At 67.7% G+C, this 20067-nt stretch carries 14 protein-coding genes; all 14 read right to left on the bottom strand.

All coding sequences use genetic code 11. From position 1 onward, the window contains the following. Positions 1 to 6: 6 nt before the first annotated feature. Positions 7 to 2232, bottom strand: a complete 2226-nt coding sequence (gene glgB / locus ACZLZY_RS21150) for a 1,4-alpha-glucan branching protein GlgB (RefSeq protein ID WP_472936031.1) — start codon at positions 2230 to 2232, stop codon at positions 7 to 9. Continuing rightward, the gene (locus ACZLZY_RS21145; RefSeq protein ID WP_472936030.1) at positions 2232 to 3812 is read right to left on the bottom strand and encodes a putative maltokinase; all 1581 of its coding nucleotides are present in this window, start codon (positions 3810 to 3812) and stop codon (positions 2232 to 2234) included. Before ACZLZY_RS21145 ends, glgB begins: the two co-directional genes overlap by 1 nt. Positions 3813 to 3914: 102 nt before the next feature. Beyond that, the gene (locus tag ACZLZY_RS21140) at positions 3915 to 5945 is read right to left on the bottom strand and encodes an alpha-1,4-glucan--maltose-1-phosphate maltosyltransferase (protein WP_472936029.1); all 2031 of its coding nucleotides are present in this window, start codon (positions 5943 to 5945) and stop codon (positions 3915 to 3917) included. A 177-nt stretch (positions 5946 to 6122) separates the two neighbouring features. Continuing rightward, the gene (locus ACZLZY_RS21135) at positions 6123 to 6971 is read right to left on the bottom strand and encodes a fumarylacetoacetate hydrolase family protein (protein ID WP_472936028.1); all 849 of its coding nucleotides are present in this window, start codon (positions 6969 to 6971) and stop codon (positions 6123 to 6125) included. Between the two features lie 117 nt (positions 6972 to 7088). Beyond that, positions 7089 to 8498, bottom strand: a complete 1410-nt coding sequence (guaD, locus tag ACZLZY_RS21130) for a guanine deaminase (RefSeq protein ID WP_472936027.1) — start codon at positions 8496 to 8498, stop codon at positions 7089 to 7091. Further along, positions 8495 to 9748, bottom strand: coding sequence for a urate hydroxylase PuuD (locus ACZLZY_RS21125; RefSeq protein WP_472936026.1), 1254 nt, complete (start codon positions 9746 to 9748; stop codon positions 8495 to 8497). The genes guaD and ACZLZY_RS21125 overlap by 4 nt, the downstream gene beginning before the upstream one ends. 192 nt (positions 9749 to 9940) lie before the next feature. Further along, on the bottom strand, positions 9941 to 11044 hold the full coding sequence (locus tag ACZLZY_RS21120) for a BMP family ABC transporter substrate-binding protein (protein ID WP_472936025.1): 1104 nt from the start codon (positions 11042 to 11044) through the stop codon (positions 9941 to 9943). Between the two features lie 77 nt (positions 11045 to 11121). Further along, positions 11122 to 12042 carry an ABC transporter permease gene (locus ACZLZY_RS21115; RefSeq protein ID WP_472936069.1) on the bottom strand — a complete coding sequence of 307 codons (921 nt, stop codon included), beginning with the start codon at positions 12040 to 12042 and terminating at the stop codon, positions 11122 to 11124. A 2-nt stretch (positions 12043 to 12044) separates the two neighbouring features. Further along, positions 12045 to 13130 (bottom strand): ABC transporter permease, encoded by a 1086-nt coding sequence (locus tag ACZLZY_RS21110; RefSeq protein ID WP_472936024.1) that lies wholly within the window; start codon positions 13128 to 13130, stop codon positions 12045 to 12047. Then, a complete protein-coding gene (locus ACZLZY_RS21105) occupies positions 13120 to 14673 on the bottom strand; it encodes an ABC transporter ATP-binding protein (RefSeq protein WP_472936023.1) in 1554 nt (517 codons plus the stop codon). The genes ACZLZY_RS21110 and ACZLZY_RS21105 overlap by 11 nt, the downstream gene beginning before the upstream one ends. After that, a complete protein-coding gene (xdhC, locus tag ACZLZY_RS21100; protein WP_472936022.1) occupies positions 14657 to 15574 on the bottom strand; it encodes a xanthine dehydrogenase accessory protein XdhC in 918 nt (305 codons plus the stop codon). The genes ACZLZY_RS21105 and xdhC overlap by 17 nt, the downstream gene beginning before the upstream one ends. A gap of 196 nt (positions 15575 to 15770) precedes the next feature. Beyond that, a complete protein-coding gene (gene xdhB, locus ACZLZY_RS21095; protein WP_472936021.1) occupies positions 15771 to 18176 on the bottom strand; it encodes a xanthine dehydrogenase molybdopterin binding subunit in 2406 nt (801 codons plus the stop codon). Next, entirely contained in the window at positions 18176 to 19618 is a 1443-nt protein-coding gene (gene xdhA, locus ACZLZY_RS21090; RefSeq protein WP_472936020.1) for a xanthine dehydrogenase small subunit, read from the bottom strand. Before xdhA ends, xdhB begins: the two co-directional genes overlap by 1 nt. A gap of 2 nt (positions 19619 to 19620) precedes the next feature. Beyond that, the gene (gene uraH, locus ACZLZY_RS21085; protein ID WP_472936019.1) at positions 19621 to 19977 is read right to left on the bottom strand and encodes a hydroxyisourate hydrolase; all 357 of its coding nucleotides are present in this window, start codon (positions 19975 to 19977) and stop codon (positions 19621 to 19623) included. Positions 19978 to 20067: the final 90 nt, after the last annotated feature.

The following is a 20067-nucleotide window of genomic DNA, read 5'->3' as shown; positions in this document are numbered from 1 at the left end:
GCGCTGTCAGACTGCCGCGGAGGCCGAGACCAGCACGATGGTCGAGAGCGGCGGCAAGGTCAGCGAGAGCGAATAGGGCCGGCCGTTGACCGACCATTCGTCCGCCGTCTTGGCGCCCATGTTGCCGACGTTCGAGCCGCCGTAGAGGTCGGCGTCGGTGTTCATCCGCTCCACCCACTCGCCGGCGATCGGCACGCCGATCCGGTAGCCGTGGCGCGGCACCGGCGTGAAGTTCGAGACGATCAGCACCGGATTGCCCAGCGCATCCTTGCGCAGGAAGGCGATAACGCTCTCCTCCGAGTTCTGGGTGTCGATCCACTCGAAGCCGGCCGCGTCGCAATCCAATTCATGCAGCGCCGGGATCTCGCGGTAGAGCGTGTTGAGGTCGCGCACGAGCCGCTGCATGCCCGCATGCGAGGGATCGTCCAGCAGGTGCCAGTCAAGCGACTGGTCGTGGTTCCATTCCTTCTGCTGCGCAAACTCGCCGCCCATGAAGATCAGCTTCTTGCCGGGATGGCTCCACATGAAGCCGAGATAGGCGCGAAGGTTGGCAAACTTCTGCCAGCGGTCGCCCGGCATCTTGTCAAGCAGCGAGCCCTTTCCGTAGACCACCTCATCATGGCTGAGCGGCAGGATGAAGTTCTCGGAGTAGGCGTAGACCATGCCGAAAGTCATGTGGTGATGGTGGTAGCGGCGGTTGACCGGGTCTTCCTGCATGTAGTGCAAGGTGTCGTGCATCCAGCCCATGTTCCACTTGAAGTGGAAGCCGAGACCGCCCGCATAGGTCGGCCGCGAGACGTCCGGGAAGGACGTCGATTCCTCGGCATGCGTCGTGGCATTCGGATAGTAGCCACCGACCTTCTCATTGGTCTCCTTGAGGAAAGCGATCGCCTCGAGGTTCTCGCGCCCGCCGTGGATGTTGGGCTCCCACTCGCCCTCCTTGCGGGAGTAGTCGAGGTAGAGCATCGACGCGACAGCATCGACGCGCAGGCCGTCAATGTGGAAGCGGTCGAGCCAGAACAGCGCGTTGGAGACGAGGAAATTCTTGATCTCGGTCCGACCGTAATCGTAGATCAGCGTGTTCCAGTCCTGGTGGAAGCCGCGCCGCGGATCCGGATGCTCATACAACGCCGTGCCGTCGAAGCGCGCGAGGCCGTGGATGTCGGTCGGGAAGTGTCCCGGCACCCAGTCGAGCAGCACGCCAATGTCCGCCTGGTGCAGCGCATCGACCAGCCGTGCGAACGCCTCGGGCGAGCCGTAGCGCGAGGTCGTGGCGTAGAGGCCGATCGGCTGGTAGCCCCACGAGCCGTAGAACGGATGCTCGGAGACCGGCATCAGCTCGACATGGGTAAAGCCCATCTCCTTGACGTAAGGCACCAGCTGCCCGGCGATCTGGTCATAGTCCAGCATGGTGTCGCCGTCGCCGCGGCGCCAGGAACCGAGATGCACCTCGTAGATCGAGATCGGCTTGCCGGCATCCTGCCAATCTCGCGGCTTCGACGTGAAGGCGTGGTCCTTCCAGTCGTGCTGAACCAGCCCGTCGACGATCGACGCGGTGGCCGGCGCTTCTTCCTGAAGGAAGCCGACCGGATCCTGCTTCAGCGGCAGGACCTCGCCGTGCGGGCCGATGATCTCGAACTTGTAAACCTCGCCCCGGCCGATGCCGGGGATGAAGATCTCGAAGCAACCGCATTCATGCCGCTTGCGCATGACGTTGCGGCGGCCGTCCCAGGAGTTGAAGTTGCCGACCACCGACACCCGGCGGGCATCGGGCGCCAGGACGACGAAGCTGGTGCCGGCAATGCCGTCCATCTCCGTCGGGTGCGCGCCGAACTTCTCATAGAGGCGCGAGTGCGAGCCTTCCGCGAGGAGATAGACGTCGAGTTCGCCGAGGATCGGGCCGAAACGATAGGCATCGTCCTCGAGCCAGTCGTCGGTGCCGTGCGTGAACTTGAAGCGATAGGTGTCGCCTTGCTTCAAACCGGCGACGTAGCCGGAGTGGAAGCCTTCGCCCAGCACCGGCTCGAGCCGGCCCAGTTCCTTGCCCGACGCGTCGACGACGGTGGCGGTTTCGGCGCCCGGCCGGAATGCCCGGATGATGGCGCCGCCCTCGGAGAATTTGGGGCCGAGAATGGCGAAGGGGTCGCCGTGCGTGCCGCGCGCGATTTCCTGCGCCTCCCACTCGTTGGGGCGATGCTCGGGGGTCTTCGGGGTCGTGGCGGTGATGTTCATCACAGAACCTGTCGTTTTTCGAGAAGGGAAATGATGCCGCGCAGCGGGATCGACAGCCAAGCCGGGCGCGACGCCGCCTCGTACTTCAGTTCGTAGAAGGCCTTTTGCAGGATGAAGAGATCGAGCAGCTGCGCCGACCCCGCATCGTCCAGCGACAGGCCGGAAGCCTCGCCCCAGGCAGACAGGAAGGCGGCGCTGACCTTGTCGCGCCAAGCTGCGGCCATCGCCCGCCGCGTATCGTAGGCGGAATCCGTCACCGGCACCGCCTGGTCAAGCGCCGCGAAGGCCGCATAGTCGAACGAGCGCAACATGCCAGCGACGTCACGCAGCGGCGAGGATTTCTCCCGGCGCTCCTCCAGCGGCGCGCCCGGCTCTCCCTCGAAGTCGAGGATCACCACGTCGTCGCCGGAGACCAACAGCTGGCCGAGATGGTAGTCGCCATGAATGCGGGTCCGGTGGCTGGCGATGGCAGTGCCGGCAAAGCCGTCGAACCACGCCATGATGCCGGGCTCGGCCGCCAGAAGGCGATCGATGTCCGGCGCCACGTCTCCGCCCGCGGAACCGCGGATCTGCCGGAGGACGCCGAGCGATTCGGCGGCTCCGGCCTTGGCGCCGCCGACGAAATGGGCCAGCGCTGCCGCATCGACCGGCTCGGGATCGAAGTCCGCGTCGCCCGTCACGGTAGCCAGCGCCGCGTGCATCTCACCAGTGCGACGGCCGACGACCGTGCCGTGGCCGTCATCGCCTGACCCGGCGGTTCCGGCGGCGAGCGACGCCGCCAGTGCCCCGGTGACCACCGTCCAGGCGTCGCCCTGGTTCTCCGCCAGCTTGAACATCGCCGCGACCGCGGCGCGCGTGCCGTCGGGCCGCACGAGTTCAATCGAGCCGAACAGCGCCGGCGTGCCGGTGAAGTCGGTGTGGTCGGTCAGGAACCGCGTCACCTCGAGTTCCGGCTGCACGCCATCGCGGAGCAGACGGTAGAACTTCAGCACGCCGACGTCGCCGATCAGAATCGAGGTGTTCGACTGCTCGCCGGAGATCACCCGGATGCGCTCCGGCGCGACGGCGCGGGCACGCTCCAGCACATCACCGGCAAGCGGCGAGGCGATGATCTCGAGCCGGCCATTGCCGAGGTCGACATCGCGGCCATCGGCGATGAGCGCGGTGACGATGGCGGCGAAGGCCGCATCGCGGGTCCCGTCGATGAGGGAGCCCGGACGCATGCCCTGGTCGATCGCCGTCAGGCGGTGCGGCAGGCTGGCCGCCCCGTCATGCCCTTCGTCGAACCGCGTGCTCAGCGGCAGCAGATAGCGCTGCTCGCCGGCGGCGGTCCGAGTCACCGTTTCCGTCAGGAGATGGCGACCATCGCCCGGCGCGGGCACACCCAGAACTTTGAGCTCCGTCTCGCCCGCACCGCGGTTGCGGCCGGAGAACCAGCGCTGCCGGCCGAGAAACTCCGGCAGCAGTCGGGCAATTTCCTGCTGCGCCTCGGGCGTCAGGACGGCATGAAGCGGCCCGTCGGAAAGGGTCAGCCGCTTTGCGGCGTTGTTGTCGGTGGCAGCGGGGGTCGATGAGGTCATGAAGGATTGCTCTCTGATCGCCGGTCCACGCTGCCGAGGGCAGCGGGAACCAGGGGACGGCGCTTAGCGCCCGGCGGGCACGGGAAGGTCGGCTCCCGACGCTCAGACGGTGATGCGCAGCGCAACGTAAGGCGTCGCCGCCGGGTCCAGCCACCAGTTCTGGATCTTGCCCTGCCAGTCGAACTGCTGGCCGTTCGCGAGGTTCTCGACATGCACAACGCCATCGTCCGGCAGCCCGAGCTCCCACAACGGGACCTCGAAATTGCCGCCCTGCGGGTTGTGCGGATCGAGGTTGACGATGAAAAGAAGGAAGCTGGAGCCGTCGGGCGTCCGCTTGCCGTAATAGAGGACGTTGTCGTTCCAGAAATTATAGAAGGCGAGATCGCGGAACGAACGCAGCGCCGGCTCGGACTGCCGGATGCGGTTGAAGAAGGCGATGTCGTCGCGAATGTTGCCCGGTGCCTTCCAGTCAAAGGAGCGGATCTCGTATTTCTCGGAGTTGAGATACTCCTCCTTGCCGAGCACCGGCAGGTACTCACAAAGCTCGTAGCCGGAGTAGACGCCGTAATTGCCGCCGAGCGTCGCCGCCAGCGCCAGCCGGATCTGGAAGCCCGGACGCCCCGAGGTCTGCAGGTAGCGCGGGTTGATGTCCGGCGTGTTGACGAAGAAGTTTGGCCGCATGTACTCGGCCGCTTCCGTCGTAGTCAGCTCGGTCAGGTACGCCTCCAGCTCCCACTTCAGATTCCGCCACGTGAAGTACGAATAGGACTGGTTGTAGCCGACCTTCGCCAGCCGCTTCATCGGCTTTGGCCGCGTGAACGCCTCGGCGAGGAAGATCGCGCCCGGCTCGACCTTGCGCACTTCCTCGATCATCCACTCCCAGAACGGGAAAGGCTTGGTGTGCGGGTTGTCGACGCGGAAGATCTTCACGCCCTTGTCGACCCAGAACAGCACGATGTCGCGCAGCTCGTACCAGAGCGAGGGAATGGCGCCGCGGTAGAAGTGGACGTTGACAATGTCCTCGTACTTCTTCGGCGGGTTCTCGGCAAACTTGATGGTGCCGTCCGGGCGCCAGTCGAACCATTCCGGATGCTGCTTGATCCAGGGATGGTCTGGCGAGCACTGGATCGCAAAGTCGATCGCAATCTCCATGCCGTGCTCAGCTGTCTTCTCGACCAGCCGGGCAAAATCCTCGAACGTACCGAGCTCGGGATGCAGCGCATCATGGCCGCCCTCCTCCGAGCCGATGGCATACGGGCTGCCCGGATCGTCTGGACCTGGCGTCAGCGTATTGTTCTTGCCCTTGCGGTTGAGCTTGCCGATCGGATGGATCGGCGGGAAATAGAGGACGTCGAAGCCCATTTCCTGGATGTCCGGCAGGCGCGCGATGACGTCATCGAACGTGCCGTGGCGGTTGACGTCGCCCGACTGCGAGCGCGGCATCAGCTCGTACCAAGCGCTGAACGCCGCCCGCTCGCGGTCGACCCAGACCGGCACGTCGATCGGATAGCGCGTCAGATTGGTGCGCATGCCGGTCTCGACGAGGATGCGGACCGTCTCGGCATCCATCATCAGCGTGTACTGTGTCTCGGCGTCGCCCTTAGCCTGCAGCTGCTCCAGCTTCTGTACCAGCGACTTCAGCGCAGCGCGGTCGGCCGCGCTGCCGCGGTCGGAGGTCGCGGCCTCGATGATCAGCTGGCGCCCTTCGGTCAGCTCCAGCGTGATGTCGAGGCCGGCGGTCTTCTTCTTCTCCGCCTCATAGCGCCAGGTGGCGTAGAGATCGCGCCAGGCGATGACGGAGTAGCGGTGCGGCCCCGGCGTCTCGAACGCGATCTCGGCCTGCCACCGGTCGTTCTCCACGAAGGTAAACTGCTTTTCGCGCAGCTCCCCGCCGGCTGCGCCGTAGACCACTGCCGCGCCCAGCTGCTCGTGGCCATCGCAGTAGATGTCGGCCTCGACGATCAGCGGCTCGTTCTCGACGCGCTTGACGGCGAAACGACCGCCGTCGATCTCCGGCGAGACGCCTTCGATGACCATGCGGCTGTCGGCCAGCACCTGCAGGCGGGCATCGACAGGCACCTTGGGGGCGACGATCTTCGAGGGCTTGCGGGGTGTTTCGGTGGCACTGGCCATGATGACCCTTCCGAGCTTGAATGCGAGGACGCTACGCGCGCCAAGATCACGCCATGCCGTCGGCATCCCGGTCTCTTCGCACTGCAGCGCTTTGGGAGAGAACAGCCGAGCTGCTTACGGGTTGCGCCCGTTCGCGCGCTTTCTTCGGCGCGAACGGGGCAAGCGCGGCGTAAGTGTCTACTCGGCGTAGGCTTTCACCGTCTGGCGCTGTTCGCCGAGATGGGACCCGCCAAGGGTCATGATGTCGCCAGCCTTTAGCCAGCGCGGCGGCTTCATGCCCATGGCGACACCGGGCGGGGTACCGGTGGTGATGACGTCGCCGGGCTGCAGGAGAATGAACTCCGAGATGTAGGAGACGATCTTCTTGATCGGAAAGATCATCGTCGCGGTCGAGCCGGTCTGCATGCGCTCGCCGTTGACGTCGAGCCAGAGGTCGACGGCCTGGACGTCCGCGATCTCGTCCTGCGTCACCAGCCAGGGGCCGAGAGGTCCGAAGGTCGGAGCGCCCTTGCCCTTCATCCACTGGCCGCCGCGCTCGGTCTGCCAGGCACGCTCGGACACGTCATTGCATAGGCAGTAACCGGCGACGTAGTCGAGCGCGTCGGCCTCGGAGACGTTGTGCGCCTCCTCGCCGATGACGATGGCGATCTCGACCTCCCAGTCGAGCTTGGTCGAGTTCTTCGGCGCGACGACGTCGTCATGTGGGCCGACGATCGAGGACGGCGCCTTGTTGAACAGGATCGGCTCGGCCGGGATCGGGGCGCCGGTCTCGGCGGCGTGGTCGGCATAGTTGAGCCCGACAGCGATGAAGTTGCCGACGCGGCCGACGCAAGGGCCGAGGCGGTGCGACGGGTCGGCCTTCGGCAGGCTCTTCGGGTCGAGCGCCCGGATGCGCTCCAGCCCGGCGCGCGACAGATGCGCCCCGGACAGGTCATCGATTTCGCCAGACAGGTCGCGCAGCACGTGTTCCGCGTCGATCAGTCCCGGCTTCTCCTCGCCAGGGGCGCCAAATCGTACCAGTCGCATCGCATTCTCCTCAGCGTTTCGCTCCCGGCAGGCGCGCGGCGCCGGCCGTCGCGGGTAGAGATAGCCCGATCAGCGCATTTGTCCCGCTTTGGCCGGGAGAAAAGCGGTGGCGGCGCCCTACTGGTCGTCGGTGGCGGCCAGTGATTCCGCCGGCAGTTCGGCTGCCCGCAACGGAAACTCCGGCCGATCCTCCATCGGCCGGTGCGTGAACGCCTGGCGGTCGTGCACCCTCTTGCCCGCGACATAGGTCGCCGCCACCACGCGGTCGTCGCCCATGGTCATCAGCACGAAGAGTTCCTCGGCCAGCGACGTCACCCGCTCCATACGCTGCTGCAGCGCCATCGTGGCATGGCCGTCGAGCACGACGACATCGGCCTCATAGCCTGGTGCCAGCCGGCCGATCCGGTCCTCCATTCCGATCGCCGCGGCATTGCCGGCGGTCAGCATGTGGAAGGCCTCGAAGGCCGGCAGCGTCTGGCGCTGGAGCGCCAGCACCTTGTAGGCCTCCATCGCCGTCGTCAGCAGGGAGTAGCTGGTCCCGCCGCCGATGTCGGTGGCGAGCCCCACCTTGATGCCCGCCGTCTTCATCGCGGCGAGATCGAAAAGGCCGGAGCCGAGAAAGAGGTTCGAGGTCGGGCAGAAGATCGCCGAGGCGCCAGCATCGGCCAGCGCGGTGCGCTCGCGCTCGGTCAGGTGGATGCAATGACCGAAGAGCGCGCGGTCGCGCACCAGGCCGTAGCGCTCGTAGACCTCGGTATAGTCCTTCGACCAAGGGAAGAGCTCGCGCACGAAGGCGATCTCGCCGTGGTTCTCGGAGAGATGCGTCTGGATGTGCATGTCGGGATATTCGACCGCCAGCGCCCCGGCTGTGCGCAGCTGCGCCTCGGTGGAGGTCGGCGCGAAGCGCGGCGTGATGGCGTAGGACAGCCGCCCTTGCCCGTGCCAGCGCGCGATCAGCGCCTTGGACTCCTCGTAGCCGCGCTCGGCCGTGTCGAGCAGCGCCTCCGGCGCATTGCGGTCCATCATCACCTTGCCGGCGATCAGCCGCATGCCGCGCCGCAAGGCCTCGCCGAACAGGGCGTCGACGCTGGCGGGATGCGAGGTGCAGTAGACCGCCGCCGTCGTCGTGCCGCAGCGCAGCAGCTCCTCGACCAGGAAAAGCGAAGCGGCCGCGCAGAGATCGGGGTCGTGGTAGCGGCTCTCCTCGGGAAACGTGTAGTTCGCCAGCCAGTCCAGGAGTTCGGTGCCGTAGGAGCCGATCACCTGGGTCTGCGGCATGTGCAGGTGCGGATCGACGAAGCCCGGCATGATGAGATACGGCCGGTGGTCGGTGACCGCGACATCGACCGGCAACCGCTTCAGGATCTCGGCGGCGTCGCCGATCTCGGTGATGATGCCGTCCTCGAAGACGAGAAGCCCGTCCTCGATGAAGCGTACGGCTTTCGAAGAGGTCGAGGGCTCTGCGTCGAACGAGACGAGACGTCCGCGCAGCGCGGTCTTGCGGATCTTCAAAGGGGGCAGGCTCATCGCGTGTAAATCCCGTCGGCCGCGTCGATCCAGGCGGAGAGCCGGCGGCGCTCCTCGGGCTCGAGGCCGGTGATGTTGCCAGGCGGCATCGCATGGCTGCGCACAGCCTGCACCTCGATCAGGCCGGCATTGTGGACGATGTCGTCGGAGGTCTCGAGGAGAACGTTTTTCGGCGGATGCACCATGCCGGGCCAGAGCGGTTCGCGGGCGTGGCACATCGTACAGCGCGCCTGGACGATCGCCTCGGCCTCGGCGAAATGCGGCGACCTGGCGAGCGCGATCTGCGGGTCCTTGGTCCACCCGCGGGCCACAGGCGCCGCGGCAGCTTCCGCCGGCACCGCCCGCCAGCCGGGAAAGCCGGACAGAGTGATCACGGCGGCAAACAGCACGGCCGCCACCGCCCAGCACCACCAGAGCTTCACATGCGTCCGGTGCAGCGTGTTGAAATAATGCCGGATCACCGCGCCGATCAGCAGCACCAGCCCCGCAATGGCCCAGTTCCACTCCGTGGCGAAGGCCAGCGGATAATGGTTCGACAGCATCAGGAAGATCACCGGCAGCGTCAGGTAGTTGTTGTGCAGCGAGCGCTGCTTGGCCTGGGCGCCGAGATAGGCCGCCGGCGTGCGCCCCGCCTTCAGGTCGGCGACGACGATGGTCTGGTTCGGGATGATCAGGCGGAAGACGTTGGCGGTCATGATCGTCGCGATCATCGCCCCGGTGTGCAGCATCGCGCCGCGCCCCGAGAACACCTGGGAGAACAGGAAGGAGGCGGTGACGACGTAGACGAAAAGCACCGCAAGCAGCGCCGTGTCGTTCTTCGCCAGTGGCGACTTGCAGAGGAGGTCGTAGAACACCCAGCCCGCGAGGATGCCAAAAATGCCGATCGCCGAGGCGCCCCAGACCGGCAGGTCGGCACGCTCGGGATCGATGAGATAGAGCTCCGCGCCGAGATAGTAGACGAGGAAGAGCAGCGCCGCGCCCGACAGCCAGGTGGCGTAGCTCTCCCATTTGAACCAGGTGAGGTCCTCCGGCATATCAGGCGGCGCCACCATGTACTTCTGCACATGATAGAACCCGCCGCCATGCACCTGCCAGGCCTCGCCGCCGACACCCGGCGGCAGCTGGCGCGACTTGCGAAGCCCGAGATCGAGCGCGATGAAGTAGAACGACGAGCCGATCCACGCCATCGCGGTCACCACGTGCAACCACCGCACCGCGAAACTCAGCCATTCGTAGAGGTAGGGGGCCATGCATTGCCTGCTTGGTTACGAACTTTGGGCCGGTGGCGGCGCACACCCCCCTCTGGGCTGCCGCCCATCTCCCCCTCAAGGGGGGAGATGGGCTAGTCGCCGCCCTTAACGCGCTCGATCTCCCCCCTTGAGGGGGAGATGCCCGGCAGGGCAGAGGGGGGTGAACCCCGCTCGGTCACGAAATCCGAAGCCTTACGACTTCACGCCTTCCACGTACCAGTCCATCTTCAACAGATCGCCGTCCGGAATGGCCGTCCCGGCCGGCACCTTCTCGGCGCCCGACTGGTCGTTGATCGGGCCGGTGAACACCTTGTACGAGCCGTCCTTGGTGCCGGCGACGATCTTCTCAGCGGCGGCCTTCACGTCCTCCGGCATCTTCGGGTTGAAGGGCGACATCTCGACGAAGTCCTCCTTCATGCCGCCCCAGACGTCGCCGGGCTTCCAGGTGCCGTCGAGCACGGCCTGCACCGAGGTCACGTAATGCGGGCCCCAATGGTCGACGATTGCGGTCATGTGGGCGTTGGGCGCGAAGCTCTGCATGTCCCAGGCCTGGCCGAAGGCGATGGCGCCGCGCTGCTCGGCGGCCTGGAGCGGGCCCGGCGAGTCCGTGTGCTGGGTGATGACGTCGGCGCCCTGGTCCATCAGCGCCTTTGCGGCATCGGCCTCCTTGGCGGGGTCATACCAGGAGTTGACCCAGACGACCTGGGTCTCGAACTTCGGGTTCACCTTGCGGGCGGCCAGCGTGAAGGCGTTGATGCCCATCACGACTTCCGGGATCGGGAAGGAGGCGACATAGCCGCCCTTGCCGCTCTTCGACATCATGCCGGCGATGGTGCCGAGCACGGCGCGACCCTCGTAGAAGCGCGAGTTGTAGATGCCCATGTTGGCGCCGGTGGTGAAGCCGGTGGCGTGCTCGAACTTCACGTTCGGGAACTGCTTGGCGACTTTCGCGGTCGGCTGCATGAAGCCGAAGGAGGTCGTGAAGATGATGTCGTTGCCGTCCTGAGCCAGCTGGCGGATGACGCGCTCGGCGTCTGGGCCTTCGGCGACGTTCTCGACAAAGCTCGTCTCGACCTTGTCGCCGAGCTTCTCGGCCAGGAACTTGCGGCCCTGGTCGTGGGCGAAGGAATAGCCGTAGTCGCCGACCGGGCCGACATAGACGAAGGCGGCCTTCACCTTGTCCTTCTTCTCCTGCGCAGCGGCAAGGCCGCTGAAGCCGGGGACGAGGTTGAGGGCGGACAGGGCCAGCAGCGAAGCGCCGCCTGCCAGAAGCCGGCGCCGGGTGATCTCGAGCATGGGACACTCCTTCTCAGTGGGATACGGGACGGTTTGCGCACACCGATTGTGTACGAAGATTGGATGCGATCGCCGGCTCACGCCGACGCCCGGAACGGCTTGCCGAGGCAAGCGGGGGCGGCCGTGCTGCCGTTGCCGCGCCCCATCGAGATCAGCGCGAGGACCACGACGGTGGCGAGATACGGCAGCGCCGACAGGAACTCCGGCGCGAAGGCCGAGAAGCCGGCAGCCTTCGCCTGCAGCTCGAGCGTGATCACCGCGCCGAAAAGGTAGGCGCCGAGCGCCAGCCGGCCGGGCCGCCACGAGGCGAAGACGACGAGGGCGATGGCGATCCAGCCGCGCCCGGCGGTCAGCCGCTCCGCCCACATCGGCGTCAGCACCAGCGAGTAGTAGCAGCCGCCGAGCCCGGCCATCGCCCCGCCGAACAGCACCGCGGCATAGCGCACCTTCAGCACGGGATAGCCGATCGAATGCGCCGCCGTGTCGGACTCGCCGACGGCCCGCAGGATCAGCCCGGCCCGGCTGTGCTTGAGGAACCACCAGACGGCGAGCGTCAGGAGAAGCGCGATATAGACCAGCGGCGAGTGGCCGAAGACGATGCGCAGCACTGGGTCGCTGGCCAAGCTCGGCGGGAAGACGAGGCCGAGCGTCGCCGTGGTGATGCCGACGAAGGGCGCGCCGACCAGCGCCGAGACGCCGGTGCCGAAGATGGTCAGCGCAAGGCCCGTCGCCACCTGGTTGGCGCTGAGGCTGAGCGTCAGCACAGCGAAGACGAGCGATGCTGCGGCGGCCGCCAGCATGGCCGCGACGCAGCCGAGCGCCGGGCTGCCGGTGGTCACCGCGACGGCAAAACCAGTGACGGCACCGATCAGCATCATGCCCTCGACGCCGAGGTTCAGGACGCCCGACTTCTCCGCCACCAGCTCGCCGAGTGCGGCGATGAGGATCGGCGTCGCGGCCGCCGCGACCGTCATCAGGATCGAGATCAGCAGCGTCAGCGTCATGCCGGCACCCTCGATGCGGTGCCCGGCTTGCCCCAGACCGGGCGGAAGCGGACGAGGATGTCGGCGGCCAAGAGGAGAAAAAGCATCATCGCCTGGAACACGCCGGTCGCCGCCGCCGGCAAACCGATCGTCGTCTGCGCGCTCTCGCCGCCGACATAGGTCAACGCCAGCACCAGCGCGGCGACGAGGATGCCGACGGGGTGCAGCCGGCCGAGGAAGGCGACGATGATCGCGGTATAACCGTAGCCGGTCGGGAAGGCCGGCACCATCTGCCCGAAAGGTCCGGAGACCTCCAGCACGCCGGCGAGGCCCGCCGCGCCGCCGCCCGCGAGCATGGCGAGCCAGACGGTGCGCTTCTCGCGAAACCCGCCGAAGCGGGCGGCGTTCGGCGCGAGGCCGACGACGCGGATCTGGTAGCCGGTCAGGCTGCGCGACAGGACGAACCAGGCCGTGAGCGCGAGCGCCGCAGCGATCGGCACGCCGATGTGGACGAGCGTGCCGGAAATCGCGATCGGCAGCGTCTGGTCGGCGGAGAACAGCACGGTCTGCGGGAAGTTGAAGCCCATCGGGTCCTTCCACGGACCGCGCATCAGATAATAGAGCAATTGGATCGCCACATAGTTCAGCATCAGGCTGGACAGGATCTCGTTGACGCCGAGCCGCGTGCGCAGGAAGGCGGGCACCGAGGCCCAGGCCATACCGCCGAGTATGCCGGCCAGGATCATCAGCGGCAGGATCCAGCCGCCGGTCATCTCGTGCGTCGCCAACGCAACGCCGGTGCCGGCGAGGCCGCCGAGCACGTACTGACCCTCGGCGCCGATGTTCCAGACATTGGCGCGAAAGCCGATGGAAAGGCCGGTCGCGATGATGGCGAGCGGCGCCGCCTTCACCAGGATGTCCTGCCAGCGATAGGCCGACAGCAGCGGCGAGACGAAGATCGTCTGGACGGCGCCGAGCCCGTCGAAGCCGAGCAGCGTGAAAGCGATGGTACCGAGGAGGATCGTCGCCGCGACGGCGATCACCGGGGCGGCGACGACCATGCTGCGGCTCGGGGCAAGGCGCGGCTCCAGCCTAGGCAGCATGGACGGCTCCGATCACGTCGGCGGACAGCGGCGGCGGCGGTACGTCGCTGCCGTGCACGCCGCCCATCAGGAGGCCGATCTCCTCGATCGACACGCCCTTCACATCCATCGCCCGGCTCAGCCGGCCGCCGTTGATGACGGCGATGCGGTCGCACAACTCCAAGAGCTCGTCGAGATCCTGGCTGATCACCACGATCGAAGCACCCTTGGCGACAAGGTCGATCATCGCCTGCCGGATGAAGCCGGCAGCGCCGGCGTCGACGCCCCAGGTCGGCTGCGAGACGACCAGCACCGCCGGCTCCTGCAGGATCTCCCTGCCCATGATGTATTTCTGCAGATTGCCGCCCGAGAGGCTCGACGCGAAGGAGCGCGGCCCGGTGGTGCGCACCGAGAAGGCCTCGATCACCTTGGCCGCGTAGGCCCGCGTCGCGCCTTGGCGCAGCAAGCCGCCGATCGACAGCCTCTTCCTGCCGCGGGCCGACAGGATGGCGTTGTCGGAAAGGCTCATGCCGGGCACCGCGGCGTGGCCGTTGCGCTCCTCCGGCACCGAGGCGAGCCCCGCCTTGCGCCGGGCCTCGACGCCGAGCCTGTCGACCGGCTTGCCGTCGATGGAAATCCCGCCGCTGGACGGTTTTTCGCCCGACAGCGCCATCACCAGCTCGTTCTGCCCGTTGCCGGCGACCCCGGCGATGCCGAAGATTTCGCCGGCCCGCACACGGAAGGAGATCTCGTGCAGCGCGGTACCGAAAGGCGGCTCGCCGGGCGCCGACAGGGCCTCGACGGCGAAGCGGTCCGCGCCGAACGTGCCGCCTTGCTTGTGAGACAGATCCTTCAGCGCGCCGCCGATCATCATCTCGGCCATCGAGCGTGCGGTTTCCGCGCGGGGGTCGCAGCTGGCGACGACCTTGCCGAAGCGCAGGATGGTGGCGCTGTCGCAGAGCGCTTTGATCTCGGCGAGCTTGTGCGAGATGTAGAGGATCGAGCAGCTCTCGCCGGCGAGCTTGCGCAGGATCGCGAACAGCTTCTCGACCTCCTGCGGCGTCAGCACCGAGGTCGGCTCATCCATGATCAAAAGTTTCGGCTGGGTCAGGAGCGCCCGCACGATCTCGATGCGCTGGCGTTCGCCGACCGACAGCGTGTGCACGAACCGGTGCGGGTCGAGCGCGAGATCGTAGCTCTCCAGCACCGCGCGTACCTTCGCCTCCAGCGCGGCGCGCGGCGGCGGGTCGTCCATGCCGAGCGCGATGTTCTCCAGCACCGTCATCGCCTCGAACAGCGAGAAATGCTGGAACACCATGCCGATGCCGAGTTTTCGAGCCTCGCGCGGGCTGGCGATCGAGACCTCCCGGCCGTCCCACAGCACCTTGCCCTCATCGGCCTTCTGCACGCCGTAGATGATCTTCACCAGCGTCGACTTGCCGGCCCCGTTCTCGCCGAGCAGGGCGTGGATCTTGCCGGGCCCGACGGCAAACGACACGTCCTCGTTGGCGGTGACGCCCGGGAAGCGCTTGGTAATGCGGGAAAGCTCAAGACGCGCGGGCATTGCGGGCTTTCGGATAGGGGCGCTTCGGCTCCGGTTCGATGCGCTCACTATTGCATTGCGATGTGCCTGTCGAAAAGCCACTGCCTAGCTTTTCCTCAGCCTTGGAGAGCAATGCCTCGATCAGCTCGGCGGCGGTCAGTGCGGCGATCACTTCCGGGCGTTTGTCGCGCACGGTTCGGCCGCCGATCGGCAAGGTCAGCCCCTCGATCAGATGCCCCTCGCCCGCCTCCGCCAGATGCCGCCGGAACGTCTCGCGCTTCGTCGCCGAGCCGATCATGCCGACATAGGCGGCATCTCCGCGCCGCAGCGCGGCGGCCGCGATCAGGAAGTCGAGCGCGTGGTCGTGCGTCATGACGAGGAAGGCCGAGCCCGGGCGCGCCGTGGCGACCTCGGCCTCCGGCAGAGCGGTGACGCGCGTCTCGCCGCCGCCCGGCCAGTCGGCAAAGGCCTCGCGGCGGGTATCGACACTGCACAGGCGGAACGGCAGCGGCGAGAGCGACCGGGCCAGCGCGCGGCCGGTATGCCCGGCCCCGAAGAGCAGCACCGCGGGCAGCGTCGCCGCGGCCGCGGCTTCCGCGGCGACCTCGGCCGCGAGCAGGCCTGCATCGAGCCGCTGCAGCGTCAGCGTCACATGCCCGCCGCAGCACTGGCCGATCGCCGGCCCAAGCGGAATCGCCAGCCGATCCTCGGCCGCGCCATCCCGCAGCATCGCCCGCGCCCGCTCGATCCCGACCATCTCCAGCGCCCCGCCCCCGACCGTTCCCGACAAGCTCTCCGCGGTCACGATCATCGCCGCCCCGGCCTCGCGCGGCGTCGAGCCTAGCGCTTGCGCAACGCGGACGAGGATCGCGGGCGTGCCGGCATCGAGGAGGGAGCGCAGGGCAAAGGATAGCGGCGTCATGCCGGCACCCAGGCGGCTGCGTGGTCGATCTCCCCCCTTGAGGGGGAGATGCCGGTAGGCAGAGGGGGGCGCCGTGGAGTGCCGAGGTTTGCGCCGGGCCGGCTCGGGACGCTTGAGCGGGGCTCTCCCCCCTCTGTCCTGCCGGACATCTCCCCCTCAAGGGGGGAGATCGGCCGATTGTCGACCGTCGCGACCTTCACTGCGCCCTCCGCACCATCTCGACGGCGGCGAGGATGCGCTCGGGCGTTGCCGGCGCGTCGAGAGTGGGAAAAACTTTGCCCCCACCCGCCGCCAGCACCGCATCGGTCAGCGCCGAGAAGACCGCGATGCCGAGCATCAGCGGCGGCTCGCCGACGGCTTTGGAGCGGTAGATGGTGGCGGCGCGGTTTTCGCCCTTCGACCAGAGGGAAATCCGCAAATCGTCCGGGCGGTCGTTGGCGGTCGGGATCTTGTAGGTGGAGGGCGCGTGGGTGCGCAGGCGCCCGGCTTTGTTCCACCAAAGCTCTTCGGTGGTCAGCCAGCCCATGCCCTGGATGAAGCCGCCCTCGATCTGGCCAAGGTCCAGTGCCGGGTTCAGCGACCGGCCGACATCGTGCAGGATGTCGGCGCGCAGCAGCCGGTTCTCGCCGGTCAGCGTGTCGATCACCACTTCCGAACACGCCGCGCCATAGGCGAAGTAGTAGAACGGCGTGCCGGTCGCGCTCTCGCGGTCGTAGGTGATGCCGGGCGTGGCGTAGAAGCCGGTCGAGGACAGCGAGATGCGGGCGAGATAGGCCTCGGCGACGAGGTCCGAGAAGCGCATCTCGCGGTTGCCGATCGTCACCCGGTTGGGCGCGAAGACGACGCTCTCCGTCGGCACGTGGTAGCGGTCCACGGCATAGGCGATCAGCCGGTCCTTGATGGTGCGCGCGGCCGCCTGCGCCGCCATGCCGTTGAGGTCGGAGCCGGAGGAGGCCGCGGTCGCCGAGGTGTTCGGCACCTTCGCCGTCGTGGTGCCGGTGATCTTCACCCGGTCGACGTCGATCTGGAACTCCTCGGCCACGACCTGCGCCACCTTGGTGAACAGCCCCTGCCCCATCTCCGTGCCGCCATGGTTCAGCGCGACCGAGCCGTCCTTGTAGACATGCACCAAAGCACCGGCCTGGTTGAGATGGCTGGTGGTGAAGGAGATGCCGAATTTCACCGGCGTCAGCGCCAGCCCCTTCTTCAGTATCGGGTTCGCCGCGTTGAACGCAGCGACGGCCGCGCGGCGCGCCCGATAGTCCGACGACGCCTCGAGCTCGGCGACGAGCTCGCCGATCACCGAGTCGGTGACCGCCATGTGGTAGGGCGTGAGCGCCCCGCCCTCGGGCGGGTAGAAATTGCGGAGGCGCACGTCGAGCGGATCGAGGCCGAGCGCTTGGGCGACATGGTCCATCGCCCGCTCGGTGCCGAGCATGCCCTGCGGCCCGCCGAAGCCGCGGAAGGCGGTGTTGGAGACGGTGTGCGTCTTCAGCCGGCGCGAGCGGATGCGCGCCGCCGGCAGGACATAGGCGTTGTCGGCGTGGAACATCGCGCGGTCGGCGATGGCGCCGGAAAGGTCCTTGGAATAGCCGCAGCGGATGAGGTGCTGGATGTCGGCCGCCGCGATGACGCCCTCCTCGGAAACGCCGAATTCGTAGCGCACGCGCGCCTCGTGCCGCTTGCCCGTCATCTCCATGTCGTCGTCGCGGTCGAGCCGGCATTTCGCCGGCCGCCCGGTCCTGGCCGCCACCAGCGCGGCGACCGCGGCAAACAGCGCCGGCTGGCTCTCCTTGCCACCGAAGCCGCCGCCCATGCGCCGCACCTCGACCGTCACCGCATGGTCGGAGAGGCCGAGCGCCTTCGCAACATTGTGCTGGACCTCCGACGGATGCTGGGTCGAGGAGCGCACCAGCATGTCGCCGTCCTCCTGCGGGATGGCGACGGCGATCTGGCCCTCGAGGTAGAAATGGTCCTGCCCGCCGATGTCGATCGACCCGGCGATCCGGTGCGCCGCGCCGGTCATGCCGGCGTCGACGTCGCCAAGCCGCATCTCGTGCGGCGACAGGAGATCCTCTCCCGCCGCGTCGGCGAAGCGCTCGGCCTCGTCGATCGAGATCGCAGCCGGCAGATCGTCATAGACGACGGTCGCGAGCTTGGCAGCGGCGCGGGCAAGACCCAGGGTTTCAGCGGCCACGGCGAACAGTGACTGGCCGACATACTCCACGGTATCGACGGCAAAGATCGGGTCATCCCCGAACACCGGCGAGTAGTCGTTCTTCCCGGGAATGTCCGCCGCCGTCAGCACCGCCGCGACGCCCGGCGCCGCGCGGACGGCGGCAAGATCCATGGAGACGAGCCGCGCATGCGCCTTCGCCGACATCGCGATGTAGACCTGCAGCATGCCCGGCAGCTCGGGATCGTCGTCGATGTAGCGGGCGGCGCCCGAGACGTGCCGCGCGGCGCTGTCATGCGCGAGCGGCTTTGCGACGCCGCCGCGGATCTCAGCGTCAGGCGCCGGCGGCAGTTCCTGCAGCACCGCGGGCGAGACGTCGCCCGCCTCGCCGCGGTCCTGGATCCGGGTTTCCGGCTCGGCGCCCATCAGGCGACATCCAGGACGCGGGTGGCAAGGCCGCCGTCGTTCTCGATGAGGAAACGGCGCAGGAGGTTCTGCGCGACGCTCAGCCGGTAAGCGGCCGAGGCCCTGACGTCGTCGAGCGGAGTAAAATCCTCGGCCAAAGCTGCCGCTGCCGCCTCGACCGCGGCGGCATCGAAGGGCCGGCCGACAAGCGCGGCTTCTGCCCGCGCAGCGCGCTTCGGCGTCCCCGCCATGCCGCCGAAGGCCAGCCGCGCCTCGGCAACGACCGCGCCGTCGAAGGTCAGGAGGAAGGCTGCGAGGACGGCGGAGATGTCGGAGTCGAAGCGCTTGGAGATCTTGTGGCAGAAGAAGCGCTGGTGGGCGGCGATGCCCGGCACCTCGACCGCGGCGACGAATTCTCCGGGCTGCCGGTCCTGCTTGCCATAGGCGAGGAAATAGTCCTCCAGCGCGAGGCCCCGCATCTCGTCGCCGCAGCGCAGATGCAGCCTTGCGCCGAGCGCGATCAGCGCCGGCGGCAGGTCGCCGATCGGCGAGCCGTTGGCGATGTTGCCGCCGACCGTGCCGGCATTGCGGATCTGCGCCCCGGCAAAGCGGCGCAGCAGTTCGCCGAGCGCCGGGTGGATCGCGGCGAGCCTTGCATGTGCCTCGCGGTGGGTGACGGCGGCGCCGATGAACAGGCTGCCGCCGGCCTCCTCGACATGGCGGAGATCCTCGACGCGCGAGACATCGATCAGAACGGGGAAGTCGCGGTGCTGCTTGGTGACCCACAGCCCGACATCGGTGGCCCCGGCGACCAGCACCGCGTCCGGATGCTCGGCATAGAGGTCGGCGAGCGCATCGACATTGTCGGGCGACAACCAGAGCCCGCCCGCGCCCTCATAGCGGAAGACGTCGCCAGTCTTCAGCGCCGCCAACTCGGACGCGAGAGCGGCATCTGCGGCGCGCGTGTCCGGCAGCCGCGTTTCGGCAAGGCGCAGACCGGCGTCGATGATCGGGCCATAGCCGGTGCAGCGGCAGAGATTGCCGGCGATGGTGTCCTTGACCGCCTGCCGGTCGGCGAGAACCCCATTCAGCCAGCCGGCATAAAGCTGCATGACGAAGCCCGGCGTGCAGAAGCCGCATTGGCTCGCATGGGTCTCGACCATTGCGGTCTGGACCGGGTGCGGTCCGTCCCGGCCGAGATGCTCGACCGTCTCGATCGCGCGGCCCTGCAGCGAGGGCACGAACTGGATGCAGGCGTTGACCGCCCGGCGGGTGACGCCGCCCGCCCCGTCCGGCTCGACCATCAGGACGGTGCAGGCGCCGCAATCGCCTTCCGCGCAGCCTTCCTTGGTGCCGGTCAGGCGCTCGGTCCGGCGCAGGTGCTCGAGGACGGTCGTCGTCGGCCTGGCGCCGTCGATGCGGCGCGGCTGTCCGTTGAGGACGAAGCGGATGGGATCGGCCATGGTCAGCTGCCCCGGTAGGTCGAGTAGCCGAAAGGCGAGAGCAGCAGCGGCACGTGGTAGTGTCGCGGCTCGGACATGGTGAAGCGCACGGCGATATCGTCGTAGAAGGGCGCGGCGCCCGAGGCCGGCATGGTGGCGGCGAGATAGGGCCCGGCGGCGAAGACGATCTCGTATTCGCCGGCAATGTCGCCTTCCAGCAGCGGCGTATCGCAGCGGCCGTCGGCATTGGTCTGGCGCGCCGTGATCTCGGTCCGCCGGCCGTCCTCGGCGATGCCGAACAGCGTCACCCCGAGCCCCGCCGCCGGGCGCCCGAGGCTGGTATCGAGGACATGCGTCGTCAGCCGACCCTGTTGCACCATGCGGACCCTTCCGAATTTGACCGTCTGGTCAGTGTGCAACGGCGGACTCTGCGCCGTCCAGAGGAAAGGGCGGCGTTGCATGCACGCTTG

It is taken from the genome of Mesocryomonas lacus, from assembly GCF_055730135.2.
The sequence above is the reverse complement of the archived record's forward strand: the minus strand, read 5'-3'. Positions and strand labels throughout refer to the sequence as shown.

Excerpts from the sequence above, each read along its gene's own strand:
- ACZLZY_RS21125 (WP_472936026.1), bottom strand. The coding sequence starts at position 9,748 with ATGGCCCCCTACCTCTACGAATGGCTGAGTTTCGCGGTGCGGTGGTTG.
- xdhB (WP_472936021.1), bottom strand. The coding sequence starts at position 18,176 with ATGGGCGCCGAGCCGGAAACCCGGATCCAGGACCGCGGCGAGGCGGGC.
- glgB (WP_472936031.1), bottom strand. The coding sequence starts at position 2,232 with ATGAACATCACCGCCACGACCCCGAAGACCCCCGAGCATCGCCCCAAC.
- ACZLZY_RS21120 (WP_472936025.1), bottom strand. The coding sequence starts at position 11,044 with ATGCTCGAGATCACCCGGCGCCGGCTTCTGGCAGGCGGCGCTTCGCTG.
- ACZLZY_RS21135 (WP_472936028.1), bottom strand. The coding sequence starts at position 6,971 with ATGCGACTGGTACGATTTGGCGCCCCTGGCGAGGAGAAGCCGGGACTG.
- ACZLZY_RS21145 (WP_472936030.1), bottom strand. The coding sequence starts at position 3,812 with ATGACCTCATCGACCCCCGCTGCCACCGACAACAACGCCGCAAAGCGG.
- ACZLZY_RS21110 (WP_472936024.1), bottom strand. The coding sequence starts at position 13,130 with ATGCTGCCTAGGCTGGAGCCGCGCCTTGCCCCGAGCCGCAGCATGGTC.
- uraH (WP_472936019.1), bottom strand. The coding sequence starts at position 19,977 with ATGGTGCAACAGGGTCGGCTGACGACGCATGTCCTCGATACCAGCCTC.
- xdhA (WP_472936020.1), bottom strand. The coding sequence starts at position 19,618 with ATGGCCGATCCCATCCGCTTCGTCCTCAACGGACAGCCGCGCCGCATC.
- xdhC (WP_472936022.1), bottom strand. The coding sequence starts at position 15,574 with ATGACGCCGCTATCCTTTGCCCTGCGCTCCCTCCTCGATGCCGGCACG.
- guaD (WP_472936027.1), bottom strand. The coding sequence starts at position 8,498 with ATGAGCCTGCCCCCTTTGAAGATCCGCAAGACCGCGCTGCGCGGACGT.
- ACZLZY_RS21140 (WP_472936029.1), bottom strand. The coding sequence starts at position 5,945 with ATGGCCAGTGCCACCGAAACACCCCGCAAGCCCTCGAAGATCGTCGCC.
- ACZLZY_RS21105 (WP_472936023.1), bottom strand. The coding sequence starts at position 14,673 with ATGCCCGCGCGTCTTGAGCTTTCCCGCATTACCAAGCGCTTCCCGGGC.